At 68.7% G+C, this 12,526-nt stretch carries 14 protein-coding genes; 6 read left to right on the forward strand and 8 right to left on the reverse strand.

Going from position 1 to position 12,526, the window contains the following annotated elements; all coding sequences use genetic code 11:
- Positions 1–7: 7 nt before the first annotated feature.
- On the reverse strand, positions 8–607 hold the full coding sequence (locus HF024_RS18380; RefSeq protein ID WP_168690558.1) for a histone H1: 600 nt from the start codon (positions 605–607) through the stop codon (positions 8–10).
- A gap of 141 nt (positions 608–748) precedes the next feature.
- On the opposite strand from HF024_RS18380, the gene HF024_RS18385 reads away from it, so the two are divergent.
- The gene (locus HF024_RS18385) at positions 749–964 is read left to right on the forward strand and encodes a hypothetical protein (protein WP_085368317.1); all 216 of its coding nucleotides are present in this window, start codon (positions 749–751) and stop codon (positions 962–964) included.
- 49 nt (positions 965–1,013) lie between these two features.
- Here the strand turns inward: HF024_RS18385 and HF024_RS18390 are convergent, their stop codons facing one another.
- From HF024_RS18390 to HF024_RS18410, 5 genes are all read right to left on the reverse strand, one after another.
- A complete protein-coding gene (locus HF024_RS18390) occupies positions 1,014–2,087 on the reverse strand; it encodes a DUF561 domain-containing protein (RefSeq protein ID WP_168690559.1) in 1,074 nt (357 codons plus the stop codon).
- Positions 2,088–2,140: 53 nt separating this feature from the next.
- Positions 2,141–2,902, reverse strand: a complete 762-nt coding sequence (locus HF024_RS18395; RefSeq protein WP_168690560.1) for an SDR family NAD(P)-dependent oxidoreductase — start codon at positions 2,900–2,902, stop codon at positions 2,141–2,143.
- A 52-nt stretch (positions 2,903–2,954) separates the two neighbouring features.
- Positions 2,955–5,147: an RNA polymerase recycling motor ATPase HelR gene (gene helR / locus HF024_RS18400; protein WP_168690984.1), complete on the reverse strand. Its 2,193-nt coding sequence runs from the start codon at positions 5,145–5,147 to the stop codon at positions 2,955–2,957.
- A gap of 107 nt (positions 5,148–5,254) precedes the next feature.
- Entirely contained in the window at positions 5,255–5,878 is a 624-nt protein-coding gene (locus HF024_RS18405; protein ID WP_168690561.1) for an MBL fold metallo-hydrolase, read from the reverse strand.
- A 248-nt stretch (positions 5,879–6,126) separates the two neighbouring features.
- Complete coding sequence (locus HF024_RS18410; protein ID WP_168690562.1) at positions 6,127–6,717, reverse strand: GNAT family protein; 591 nt, start codon at positions 6,715–6,717, stop codon at positions 6,127–6,129.
- A gap of 1,002 nt (positions 6,718–7,719) precedes the next feature.
- Here HF024_RS18410 and HF024_RS18415 point away from each other — a divergent pair.
- Positions 7,720–8,229 carry a DUF1801 domain-containing protein gene (locus tag HF024_RS18415; RefSeq protein ID WP_247597196.1) on the forward strand — a complete coding sequence of 170 codons (510 nt, stop codon included), beginning with the start codon at positions 7,720–7,722 and terminating at the stop codon, positions 8,227–8,229.
- A gap of 64 nt (positions 8,230–8,293) precedes the next feature.
- Here HF024_RS18415 and HF024_RS18420 read toward each other — a convergent pair whose 3' ends face one another.
- Positions 8,294–8,797, reverse strand: coding sequence for a MarR family transcriptional regulator (locus HF024_RS18420; RefSeq protein WP_168690563.1), 504 nt, complete (start codon positions 8,795–8,797; stop codon positions 8,294–8,296).
- A 54-nt stretch (positions 8,798–8,851) separates the two neighbouring features.
- Between HF024_RS18420 and HF024_RS18425 the strand changes: the two genes are divergently transcribed.
- Positions 8,852–9,547, forward strand: a complete 696-nt coding sequence (locus HF024_RS18425; protein ID WP_168690564.1) for an SDR family oxidoreductase — start codon at positions 8,852–8,854, stop codon at positions 9,545–9,547.
- 13 nt (positions 9,548–9,560) lie between these two features.
- Here HF024_RS18425 and HF024_RS18430 read toward each other — a convergent pair whose 3' ends face one another.
- The gene (locus HF024_RS18430; protein WP_168690565.1) at positions 9,561–10,175 is read right to left on the reverse strand and encodes a hypothetical protein; all 615 of its coding nucleotides are present in this window, start codon (positions 10,173–10,175) and stop codon (positions 9,561–9,563) included.
- Positions 10,176–10,312: 137 nt separating this feature from the next.
- Between HF024_RS18430 and HF024_RS18435 the strand changes: the two genes are divergently transcribed.
- The 3 genes from HF024_RS18435 to HF024_RS18445 all read left to right on the forward strand — a co-directional run bounded on the left by HF024_RS18435 (position 10,313) and on the right by HF024_RS18445 (position 12,511).
- On the forward strand, positions 10,313–10,921 hold the full coding sequence (locus HF024_RS18435) for a sigma-70 family RNA polymerase sigma factor (protein WP_085368326.1): 609 nt from the start codon (positions 10,313–10,315) through the stop codon (positions 10,919–10,921).
- A complete protein-coding gene (locus HF024_RS18440) occupies positions 10,918–11,424 on the forward strand; it encodes a hypothetical protein (protein WP_168690566.1) in 507 nt (168 codons plus the stop codon). The genes HF024_RS18435 and HF024_RS18440 overlap by 4 nt, the downstream gene beginning before the upstream one ends.
- A 394-nt stretch (positions 11,425–11,818) precedes the next feature.
- Entirely contained in the window at positions 11,819–12,511 is a 693-nt protein-coding gene (locus HF024_RS18445; RefSeq protein WP_168690567.1) for a hypothetical protein, read from the forward strand.
- Positions 12,512–12,526: the final 15 nt, after the last annotated feature.

Raw genomic sequence — 12,526 nt, forward strand, 5'->3', positions numbered from 1 at the left:
GCTGCGGTCAACTTGTGGCGGACAGAGCCTCCACGAGACGCGCCTTGGTCATCGACGAATAGCCGACGACACTGCGGCTGCGCGCTCTGCGTCGGAGTTCGACGACGGTGAGTTCGGCCAGCACCTCGCTGGCGGGGACTGGGGTGACGGCGGTGGAGGAGGAAGAGGAAGAGGTGGTGCGCTTCGCGGGGGTGGGGCGCTTGGCGGGAGACTTCGGGGCAGTGGCTTTCGCGGGAGTGGCTTTGGGAGCGCTGGCTTTCGGCGCTGTGACCTTCGGGGCGGCGACCGTCCGCCCGGTGGCTTTTGGCGCGGTGGCTTTGGTTGCCGCCTTGGTCGCGGCTGGCTTCGCCGCCTTCCCCGCGTCCTTCTTCCCGCTCGTCTTCGTCACGGGCGTCTTCGCAGGGGGCGTCTTCGCGGCGGGCTTCTTCGCGGCGGGCTTCCCCGCCGACTTCTTACGCAGCCGGTCGAACTCGCTTGCGAGTTCTTCGACTTTCTTCCTGGCCTTCTTGTCGACCTTCTTCGCCGCGCGTTTCGCGTCGGCGAGCGCCTCTTCCGCCTTCGCGAAGGCGTCGGCGGCGGACTTCTGGAGCTTGGACTGTTTCGGCATTGCGGGCCTCCTCGGCGGATTTCCTGCGCGGCACGGCCAGTTTTGCACCATCCGGTCGCGCCGTCGACGAAATGTCGCCGGTTCTTTGCCTGTTGGTCACACTCCGCGCGTAGCGTGCGGTCCACCGACCAGGAGGTGGACATGACATATACCGAAGCTTTCGACGTGGTGGATGCCGGCGAAGGGCGCTGGGACATCCAACTCCGCGAGACCCTGCTCGTCGCAGGGCAGGTGTGGCGCACGGCCGCCGGTTTCCTGCTCTGGGACTGGGCGGACCGCCAGCTCGGCACCTTCCCCAGCCTCGCCGAAGCGCTCCGCACGCTCTGGGCGACGCAGTCCCGCGAGCGCCTCGTCTAGCGGCGCGTCCGCCGCGCCAGCGCAGCCACCGCACCGCCGCGCGCGTCTCCTACGCCGACGCGGCCAGCCCCGCGGCCAGCTCGGCGAACACGTCAGCGGCGTCGGCGGACCGCACCAGCGGTGCCGCCTGCCCGAGCCACAGCGACTGCAGGTCGCCGATGCCGCGGCGCGAGGCCTCGGCGCGGAAGCGTCCGGTGAGCCAGTTCTGCACGGGGAACGGGGCCACCGCTCCCGCCGCTTCGATGGTGCGCACCGCCCTGTTCGCCGCGCCGCGTGCCAGCCGTCCGCTCATCGAGCGGGTCAGCACCGTGCGATCGGCCGGTGTCTCCCTGATGGCCCTGCGGTGCGCATCCGTCGCCGCCGACTGGTTCGTGGCCAGGAACGCCGTGCCCACCTGCACTCCGGATGCGCCGAGCGCGAGCGCAGCACGCACGCCCCGCCGGTCCGCGATGCCGCCGGCCGCGATGACGGGCACGTCCACCGCATCCACCACCTGCGGGATGAGCGCGAACGTGCCGATCAGCGACTCCTCGGCCGGACGCAGGAACGAGACGCGGTGCCCGGCCGCCTCCATCCCGGTGGCGACGATGGCGTCGACGCCGCCGTCCCGCAGCGCGACGGCCTCCGCGACGGTCGTGGCGGTGCCGACCACCGCGATCCCTCGGGCGTGGGCGGCCTCGACCGCCTCGGGCGACGGCACGCCGAACACGAAACTGATGGCGGCAGGGGATGCGGCGAGCGTCGCCTCGTACTGCTCCTCGAACGTCGGGAGGTAGCGGTCGGGGCGGGTGGGGAGTTCGAGGCCGAGCTCGTCGAAGATCGGGCGGAGCGCATCCACTGCCGCGGCGAACTCGGCGTCGGTCACGTCGGCCTCGCCCTGCTCGACGTGCGGGAGCCACAGGTTGAGCGCGAACGGGCGCTCGGTGCCGGCGCGGAGTTCGGCGGCGGTCTGCTCGATGCGCGCCGCGTCATAGCCGTAGAGGCCGTAGCCGCCGAGCCCGCCGAGGTCGCTGACGGTGGCGGTCAGCTCCACCGAGGAGAGTCCGCCGAACGGCCCGAGCAGGATCGGGGTGTCGATCCCGAGCAGCGTGGTGAGTTCGGCGCTGCGCCTGTCTGTGCTCATCGGCGTCCCTTCCTCGATCGTTCCGTGCCCATGATCCTCCGCCTCCGCGATCCTCAGCGCGCGGTCCAGCCGCCGTCCACGTGCAGGGTCTCCCCGCTGATCAGCGATGCGCCGTCCGAGGCCAGGAACACCACGGCGTCCGCGACCTCGCGCGGCTCTCCGATGCGGTGCAGTGCCGCGATCCGGTCGATCACGTCGGCCTCGAACGCGGGATCGGCCAGCATCTCCTCCGTGCCGTCCGTGCGCACGAAGGTCGGCGCGACGCAGTTCACCCGCACCCCGTGCACGCCCCACTCCACGGCGAAGCTCTTCGTCAGGTGCGCGACGGCCGCCTTGCTCAGGCAGTAGACCGCCTCGCCCGGCAGGGCGACCGAGCCGGCCTGCGAGCCGATGTTCACGATCGAGCCGCCGCCGTTGGCGATGAAATGTGCGCCGACGTACTGGCTGAGGAAGAAGGTCGACTTCACGTTGAGGTCGATGAGAGAGTCGAAGACGTCGACCGTGTACTCCTCGATCGGACGGTCGGGCACGCCGCCTCCCGCGTTGTTGACGAGCACATCCAGTCCGCCGAACTCCTCGATCGCGCGGTCGACGGCCGCGTAACTCTGCGCCAGGTCGGTCACATCCATCCGCACGGGAAGCGCGCGCCTGCCCAGCGCCTCGATCTCGGCGACCAGTCCGGAGACCGCCGTCTCGTCGCGCACACCGAGCGCCACATCCGCTCCCGCAGCAGCGCTCGCCACGGCGATCGCCCTGCCCAGTCCGCGCGCCGCACCCGTCACCAGGACGCGACGTCCCTCCAGCTGATCGCCCATGCTCTTGCTTCCTCCGACACGTTGACCCCGAGGTTGACCCCGGACGAGTCAATCATCTCCCGGCGCCGCTCCCCTCGGGCGTGGTGAGCACGACCAGCTGCTGCGTCGCGCGCGTCATCGCCACATAGTGGTCGACCGCCCCCTCGATCCCCGTCCCGAACGTCTCTGGATCGAGCAGCACGACGAGGTCGAACTCGAGGCCCTTCGACAGCTCGGGCGTCAGATACCGGATGCGCGGGGACGGCGCGAACAGGCCGGCGCCGTCGCGGCCCGCCCCGATCACGCAGGCGATGCCCTCGCCCTCCTCGTGGTCGGCGAGCCACGCATCCAGGATCGGCTGCAGCTCTGTCGCCGGCGCGTGGGTCACCGGCAGGCCGCTGCTCCGGATGGAGGTGGGCACGTTCGCGTCGGGCAGCACCGCCCGGATGACCGGCTCGGCCTCCGCCATGACCTCCTCCGGGGTGCGGTAGTTGATGGTGAGCGAGGCCAGCTCGGCGTGCGGCAGGCCGATCCTGCCGAGGCGTTCCTGCCAGGTCTCCGTGAAGCCGTGCCTGGCCTGGGCGCGGTCACCGACGATCGTGAAGCTGCGGGACGGGCAGCGGAGGAGCAGCATCCCCCATTCGGCGTCGGACAGCTCCTGCGCCTCGTCGACGATGATGTGCGCGAATGGCCCGGCCAGCAGGTCGGGGTCGACGCTCGGCAGCGCCGCCTCGTCGATGAGACTGTTCTGCGCATCCGGTCTGCGCAGCATCGACATCACCAGCATCTCGGAGTCGTCTGCGGCGATCAGGTCGTCGATGACTTTCGCCATCTGCTCCCGCTCCGCCGCGAGGGTGGCGGCGCGGCGGCGGGCGCGCTTGGACGCCTCCGGGTCGCCGATGCGCCGCCGGGCCGCATCCAGGTAGGGGAGGTCAGAGACGGTCCAGGCCCGCGCATTCCTCCGGTGCAGCAGCTCCGCCTGCTCCGGCCTCAGCCACGGCGCGCACACCCGCAGGTATGCGGGCACCGACCAGAGGTCGCCGACGACGCCGACCGGGTCGAGCACGGGCCACGCGCGCGCGAACGTGCGGGTCAGCTCCTCGTTCTGCAACAGCGCCCTGCGCACCTGATGCGGGGGAACCTCCTCGTCGTCGAACCCGTCGGTGAGGATGTCGAGCAGTGCCTCCCAGACCTGGTCGCGCGCCTCGTTGTGCGGCGTGCCGGGGTCGGGCGCGTCGAACGCCTCCGCCCACTCCGCGGGGCTCAGCCGGAGATCCATCCAGGGCGTCTCGACCGTCAGGGCTGTGGAGGGGGGAACCTCGTAATACCGGACGGCCGCCTCCACCGCATCCAGCAGCGCGCCGGACGACTTCAGCGCAGCCACCCGCCGGTCGGCCTCCTCCTGCGCGTCTGCGCCTTCGGCGACGAGGTCACGGAGGGTGCAGATCTGCACGCTCTCCTCGCCGAGACCGGGCAGCACGTCGTCGACGTACGCGAGATAGCCCTGGCTCGGCCCGACGAACAGCACGCCGTCGTCGCCGCGCGAGATGCGCGGGTCGGAGTAGAGCAGGTAGGCGGCACGGTGCAGCGCGACGACGGTCTTGCCCGTTCCCGGCCCGCCGTCGACCACCAGCGGCCCCCGCGAGCCCGCCCGGATGATCGCATCCTGGTCGGACTGGATGGTGCTCAGCACGTCGCGCATCCTGGGCGAGCGGCTGCTGCCGAGGCTGGCGATGAAGGCGGACTGGTCGTCGAGCGCCGCCGCGTCCTGCAGGCCGTCCTCGGTGAAGACCTCGTCCCAGTAGTCGCTGACCCTGCCGCGCGTCCACCGGTAGCGCCGACGGCTGACGAGCCCCTGGGGATGCGCGTGCGTCGCCGCGAAGAACGGCTCGGCCGCCGGCGCCCTCCAGTCGATGAGCAGCCGCTTGCCGTCGCGATCGGACAGGCTGAGGCGCCCGATGTAGACGGGTTCCGAGCCGTCGTCGGCCACGATCCTGCCGAGGCACAGGTCCAGGGTGAAGCGGCGCAGCGCACGCAGCCGGGCGGTCAGCCGGTGCACCTCGATATCGCGGTCGAGGGCGGCCTGCCCTTCGCCGACGGGCGCCAGCCGCTCCTCGGCGAGCCGCCGTTCCAGCTCGGCGATCTGCTCGTCGAGGCTCGTGGCGATGGCGGCGAACTGTTCCTCGTCGCGCGCGATCAGGTGGGCGTCCCGCTTGGCAGCGAGTCGCTCGGGCAGGGCGAAGGCAGAGGGGGAGAGAGTCACGATGGACGATTCTGCGCCCGACAGGGGGTCTTGCGGCAAGCCCCCTGGTGTGCTATATATTAGAAGTGGCGGAGGGAGTTTTCCCTCCGTTTTCGTTTGTTAAGGGGCGGCTAGTCGGCCGGTCGCCACGGCTCGTCCGCGTGAGCGAGCCACACCTCCCGCGGGTGCAGCGACAGGATGAGCCGCTGCCCCTCGGTGCTGGGTTCGTCGAGCTCCCCGAACCACACGGCGGTGTCGCCGGCGATCACGATCGGCCTCTCGCCCGTCTCGATCACGACGATCTGGGATCCGCGGGTGTGGCCGGGAGCGGGCAGCAGCCGGACTCCCGCCACCAGCTCGTACTCGCCGTCCACGGCCGTGTACTGCACGCCGGGGGCGTCCACCCAGTCCGGGATCGTGTAATCGTCCAGCGTGCGGGCATCCTCGAGCTCCTGCCGCTGCACGTAGATCGGCCGACCGGCGAACAGGTGGTTGCCTCCGCAGTGGTCGAAATGCAGGTGGGTGTTGACCACCGCGGTGATGCTCTCGAGGTCCAGCTCGTCGTGCCGGTCGAGAGCATCGAGGCGCGGGTCCATGTCGGCCACCGCGGGGTGCAGCTGCGTCAGCCCGGTGTCGACCAGGATCCGCCCATCCGGATGGTCGATGAGATGCACGTAGACCGGCAGCCGCTCGTCCTCCCCGACGAGGAGACCAGCGACGCGGATGGGCGTGACGGCGACCGGATCAAGAGACATGCGGACACTGTACACAGCGGGGCGGGCGGGCAGGGACGCGAGCGGCGCGTGCGAGGCATCGGCCTTTGCTCGCGCCGCGGTCGCCCGAAGCATCAGCGTGAGCCGCGGGGCGAAGTCCAGGGCCAGATGCCCCCGCTCTGGATGGCGCTCACGCGCAGCTGCACTGTGAGTGACGGTGGCGGCGGGAGCGAACAGTAGCTTCGCGCGGTCTCTCGTTCCACGGAAACCTGCCCACCATCGGAACCGCCCTAGGCGTAGGCAAGGTAGGCGCCGGACTGCCCGGGTAGCTGCACCCGGAACACGGGGCGGAGGCCGAGCAGCTCGAGCAGGGCGACCTGCTGGGGAACCTCCTCGTTCGTCATGGTGACCAGGTCGTGGAGACCCCAGTCGTCCGCGATCCAGCGGAGCACAGCGTCGAGCAGGCGCCGATCGAGCCCGTCGTCCAGCCGCGAGCTGCGCACCCAGAAGCTCACCGTGCCCCGGACCCGGTCCCATTGGTTGCCGGCCAGAGGCGTGATCTCCGCAGTCGTGTACGAGCGCGCGTCACCAGGCATGAAATAGACACACCCGAGACACTCGGACTCGTCCGGCGTCAGCACCGTGTAGGTGAAACGCCGCCCGTCGCGGTGCCCGCGCTCCAGCCCTTCGACGTCGGCGAGGTCATCCTCGAGCGTGAAGTCGTCGGCCGGCCAGCCCGTCTGCTCCCACGGCCTCAACTGTTCCCGGCTCGCCATCACGGCGTCGTAGTCCAGCTCGACATCGGCGGCGACGAGCGGACGGAGCACGAACTCCGGCGTCGTCAACCGCTCCGGCACGGAGACCAGATCGGCAAAGTCCATGCGGTGATGCTAACCCGCCGCGGAACGGCTGAGTGCAAAGCTGATAACTGCGTGCAGCGCGATGGTGCACTCATGGATCTCACCGACGATCAGCCCGGGCCGTCCCCGGACCGTCCGGAGGAACCTGGTTCAGCAGCTGGTCGTACAACGGCGGCGGCGATTTCGCCAACGTGCTCCCGGGCTCCAACGTTGTGATGTCCAACGGCGCGGTCTGCCTGTCTGGCAGCCCTGGGGAGAACTTCCACTCGTAGGCAATTCGCGAAGGGCGAGGGTGCCTCCCTCGCCCTTCGTCATGCTCGCGCGAACCGCGTCAACGCCCGACCGTATGCGAAGGTATCTGATCGTGTCTGCGTCGAAACGAGCAGCGTCGACTCGCTGAGTCTCGCGGAGAACTCCCCCCGCACAGGAACATCGATGACGACACGCAGGCCCCTCTCCCACGCGGATCGCAGATCCTCTGACGTGGCGAACTCTGCCGACGCATTGTTGTGGAGTCCTCGCTGCCAGCGCGCGAACTCCTCACCGGGTTCAACACCCAGCCGTGTCCACAATTCTGTAGCCTGCGGCGCCTTCCACAGGTCGGGTCGCTCGGAGACTCGTTCCGGATCCAGCTCGTGGACCATGCGAGTGTGCTCAAGCGCTCGGTCCCAGAACGCCTCCCACGCGATCACGGAAAACGGGTCCGTCGACTCAACGGGTGCCCACGGGAGATCCGCTGGAGGCAGATCAGCCGCAGCTTCACCTACAGCCCGATGCCGCAGCCAAAGCAGTTCCACCAATGGTTCCGGATGCGCTGCGATCCTCACCTGCATCTCTGCAGGCCACCCCATCGACTCGTTATAACCCACGAACTGCATGTCGCCCCCCAAACCTTGAACACTCATCCGATCGTGCCTCACACTCACCGATCCCGTCGAGCATGATCGCCCCGGGCGCGCGGGCCCCGGCGCCACTTGATAGGGGATGAGCGCCGCACAGCCCAGGGCAATCCCGAGCAGCAACGTGGCGATCGACGCGCTGCTGCGTGGTGACTCTAGAATCGCGCTCATGACAACCGGCGCGAGCGACGAACCCGGCGACCAGAGCGCGTGGACTCCGCCGGACGACATGACCACGGGCACGGCGAGCCCTGCGAAGGCGGCCGTTGGTGACCGGCCCGTCTTCGCGTACATCGCCAGCCTTCCGCAACCGCAACGCCGCATCGCCGAACGAGTGGATGAGCTGGCAGCCGAAACCCTTCCCGGGCTCCGCCGCTCAGTGAAGTGGGGCATGTCCTACTACGGAGTCGGGGACGGATGGTGCTTCAGCTGCGGAGCTTTCGCCGGCCACGTCAAACTCATGTTCATCAACGGCGCGACGCTCGACCCGGTTCCGCCCGTCACACCACTCGGGATGGGCAAGGCAACTCGAGGCGTGGAGATCGAGTCCGTCGACGACATCGACGAAAATCAGCTTGCCGATTGGATGAAACAGGTCACCTCCCGGCCCGGACTGGGCGGCCCGAAGCGCTAGCAAGGCAACAGAACTCTCGCAACCAGCCTTCTGGACGCGGAATAGCGACGGCGGGCGTCGGACCTCAGTCGCTCTCGCCGAACTTCTCCGTCGCCTCGCGCCCGGCGGACGTCGCCCGCTGCAGGAACCCGGCGATGGTCTCCAGCTGCTCCGTGTCGTACCCGGCGCAGAGATCGTCCATCCGGGTGTTCATGTCGGCGTAGAGGCGGAACATGTCTCTACTGCGTTCGGGCAGTGCCCGGAGGAGGACCGAGCGACGGTCGGCGGGGTCGCGGTCGCGGGCGATCCAGCCGCCCTTCTCGAGCCGGTCCAGGATGCCCGTGAGCGTCGCCGGGTGGAGGCCGGTCAGCCGCGCGAGCGTGCTCGGGCTGATGGGGCCGTTGGCGGAGACGATGTCGAGGCAGTCGAGGTCGATGTCGCGGAGTTCGGCGGCCATCCCGACCTGGTGGTTGAGCACGGACAGCTGCACCCGGAGGTCGCGGAGGGACTGCTTGACGGACGCGGCGGCGCGGCGCTGCATCCGCTGGTTCGGGCGCTGTGCCGGGCGCTCAGATGATCCTGAAGTCATATGGTATCGTTTCCGTATTATATGGTTTCCTAACCCAAGAGTAGCGGAGACAGCATGGACATCGTCGTATTCGGGGCCAACGGCCCGACCGGCCGGCTCCTGGTCGGGCAGGCGCTGGCGGCGGGCCACGCCGTGACCGCCGTCACCCGCGATCCGGACGGCTTCCCCCTGAGTGACGCATCCCTCCGGGTGGTCGAAGCCGACGTGCACGACACGGCGGCGGTCGCCTCCGTGGTCCGCGGGGCGGACGCGGTGCTCTCCGCCCTCGGCGTTCCATACGGACGGCAGCCGATCACGGTCTACTCCGACGGCGCGACCAACATCCTGAACGGGATGCGCGCGGCCGGCGTGCGCCGCTTCGCCTGCGTGAGCTCCAGCGCCATCGACCCAGCAGCAGGACCGCACGGCGGCTTCTTCTTCGAGCGCGTCCTGCAACCCGTGATCGTCAACCTGTTCGGCAAGCAGCTCTACACCGACATGCGCCGGATGGAGGCGATCGTCACCGCGAGCGATCTCGACTGGACCATCGTGCGGCCATCCGGCCTGTTCGACGCATCCGGGGTGAGCGAATACGACTACGCGGAGCGGTACACCCCGGGCGCATTCACCTCCCGCGCCGACCTCGCCGATGCGCTCCTCCGCCAAGCGACGGAACCCGAATACGTGCGCACGATCGTCGCCGTGTCGACCTCGGCGGGCGCCCCCACCGTGCGCGAACTCATCGTGCGGGAGGCGCTGGGCAAGAAGTGACGCCGCCGCCCGGCTACCTCACGGTGACGGAGTTGGCCTTGTCGTTCATCGAGCCGAGGTTCGTCGCGTTGGCGCTGTATCCGTACGAGGCGCCGGTGTAGTTCGTGCCCTGCCACAGCTTCGTGGTGCAGTTCGAGAAGCTCTTGAACGAGCTGACCCTGCCGGACCAGCCGACGTTGCCGAGCGGCCCGAAGTACCAGACGGTGCTGCCGTTGCAGGCGCTCGAGTTGGTGATCTGGAAGAACGATCCGCCGTATCCCGCGTCGTCGAACAGCTGCGCTTGGACGAACGTGGCCTTCGCGCCGGCCAGGACTGCCGGGCCGGGCGCGCCGACCGGGGCGGCGAGCGCATCCACGGTGGCCCCACGCGCTCCGCTCGGGGCGACGACGAGGAGGTGCTGCTGCTCCAGGACCGCCTCGTTCAGGTCGTCTCCGTCGTCCACGCACACCACGGATCCGGTGCCGAGGTCGTATGAGCAGGACTGCGCCGGAGACGAGGGAGCCCCGGGCGCCTCCGCGGTGGCCCCGTTCGCCGCGCCGCCGACGGACAGGAACCCGGCCGACAGGGCGGCGACGCTCAGCGCCGAAGCGAGAAAACGGCGCGATCGAGCCGTGGTTGTGATTGCCATTGCGACTTCTCCCCCGAAGTGAAAACACGCCCGACCGATACCGGGCAGCCTCATTCTGTCTCTGGCTCGCCGGTGGCACAAGAAATCAGTTCCGAGTCCGGTTGAGAGGATTCGGCGTGGAGGCACATTTCTTAGGCATGAGCGATTTGGCCGAGGTGAGGCCGGCGGGGGACGCGACGGGACGGTCCGAGTCCACGGACCGGGCCCTCCTGCGCGCGCTCTCCGGCGGTAGCACGACCGCGCTCAGCGCTCTCTACGACCGGCACAGCCGTGTGGTCTACGCGTACACCGCCGCGCGACTGGATGCCCGCGAAGACGTCGAAGAGGTGAGCCAGGACGTCTTCGTGACGCTCTGGCGCAAGCGCGCCACCATCGAACTCGCCGGGGAGTCTGCACTGCCCTGGCTCCTCGTGACGAGCCGCAATCTGATCGCCAACCGTCGACGCTCCCTCCACGTCCACCAGAAGAGACGCACAGACGACCCTGTCGACGGGTCGGTGCCGGACCCGCGCCCTGGGCCGGATGTGCTCGCCGAGCAGCAGCAACTGCTCGCATACGTCGAAAGCGTCGTCGCCGCGCTCCCCGAGCCGGACCGCACGGTGTTCGAGCTGTGCATCCGCGGCAGCCACAGCTACGACGAGGCCGCCGCGCAGGTCGGCATCACCCCCGGCGCGGTCCGCAACAGGCTGTCCCGACTGCGCGGACGCCTCAGAAGCGAACTCGAAACCCTCAGGGGGATGCCATGACCAACCCCACCTTCCTGCCGACCGACGATCGCTTCGACGAGCTCAAGCAGTCGATGTTCGCCGAGATCACCCGCGCCGAACGGCGTCGCACCCGCAAACACCGGATCGTCGCCCTCGGCATCGCAGGAACGATCGCCCTCGGCACCACGGCAGGAGCGATCGCCATCGCGGAAGCATCCCAAGGCCAGATCAACTACACCGCAGACTGCTACGGCGCCGCCGATCTGGGCGCCCGCCACGGAACCTCCCTCTACGGGCCGGGCGACCAGGATGCGAAGACACCGACACCGCTCAGCGAGCGCATCTCCCTGGCCGAGGAGATGTGCGCTGCGACCTGGCGGATCGGCACGTTCTCCCCCGGCGGCTCCACGAACACGAAAGAGTTCCCCGTCCCCGACCTGGAAACCTGCCAGCTGCCCGACGGGCGACTGGCGGTCTTCCCCTCCGACCTGGCCGCGAGCGAGCTCTGCCCGCAACTCGGCCTCGCAAGCCCGCACGAATGAACACGGGGAACCAGTTCGTGCGGAAAGGGACGGTGCCCGCCGCATCACATGCCTGGGGGTGGGCAGCGGCGGGCACCATCCGACCAGACGTGAACACGGAACGGACCGGATGCCCACAGAGGGGCACCGGAGACAGATATGAGGAGATCCCATGTCCACTCACTACATCGACCCGGCCGCCATCGAGCTGCCACCGACCGAACCGATCGACATGACGGCGCTGCTGGAGCGGGTGTTGGCGGAGACGCCTTAAAGTTTCACATTTAGCGTATTGAGCGGCAAATGTGTAGTCCGTAATTTTGCGGACTGGCGCCCGTAGGCGCGGCCCGTAATGCTGGAGTGACGGGGCGCGTCGAGGACTGCAGGCGGGGCCCCACTTTCGAAGCAGGGACACATGGCACAACGACGTCTGACAACAATCCTCACCGCCATTCTCGGCGCGGGAGCACTCGCCATTGGATCGGTCGCTCCCGCAAATGCGGAGCAGCCAGGTTCACAGGTGGGGGCCGCGGAGCGTGATTTGGGTGCCCCAGACGTTCGCCTGTACGTGCGCGGGAGCAGCGAGACCGTCGAACTCACGCCCGAGTTCGTCAGCGCCAACGCGCTCCCCGACCATGACCAATCCCGCGCGAACGCACGACTTATTTCCTGGGACCAGTGGTTCGGCTGCTTCACTCTCAACAACGAGGCCGATATCTTCGGCGAGTACGCCTTCCCCTGGGATGGGGATCTGCGCCCGGTTCGCCTCAAATGCGGCAACGCGACGTACGGGTACAAGCACATCCGGAACAAAGAGTCGAACTGGCAAGACAAACTCGACACTGCGCGCGCCTACGGATGGAATTCGGGGCACTACGGAATCCACAGTTGGGAAGATCTGATGTCGGCTACCACCGCCGCAATAGTGCGGTTCCCGGACTACATGGCCCACAACAGCGTCGGTAACAAGTGGTGCAGCAACACTGAGCTCTTCCTCCAGGATGTGAAGACCGGCAAGCCCGTCTATTCGTTCCGCGCGGAGGCCGCTTGGGCATCGGACAGCGACAGGCTCATCAGCACGTTCCCATCGAGCCGACAGGTCTGTTGACCCGAGTCGACACAA

Origin of the sequence: Leifsonia sp. PS1209 (genome assembly GCF_012317045.1) — a bacterium.
Taxonomy (GTDB): Bacteria; Actinomycetota; Actinomycetes; order Actinomycetales; family Microbacteriaceae; genus Leifsonia.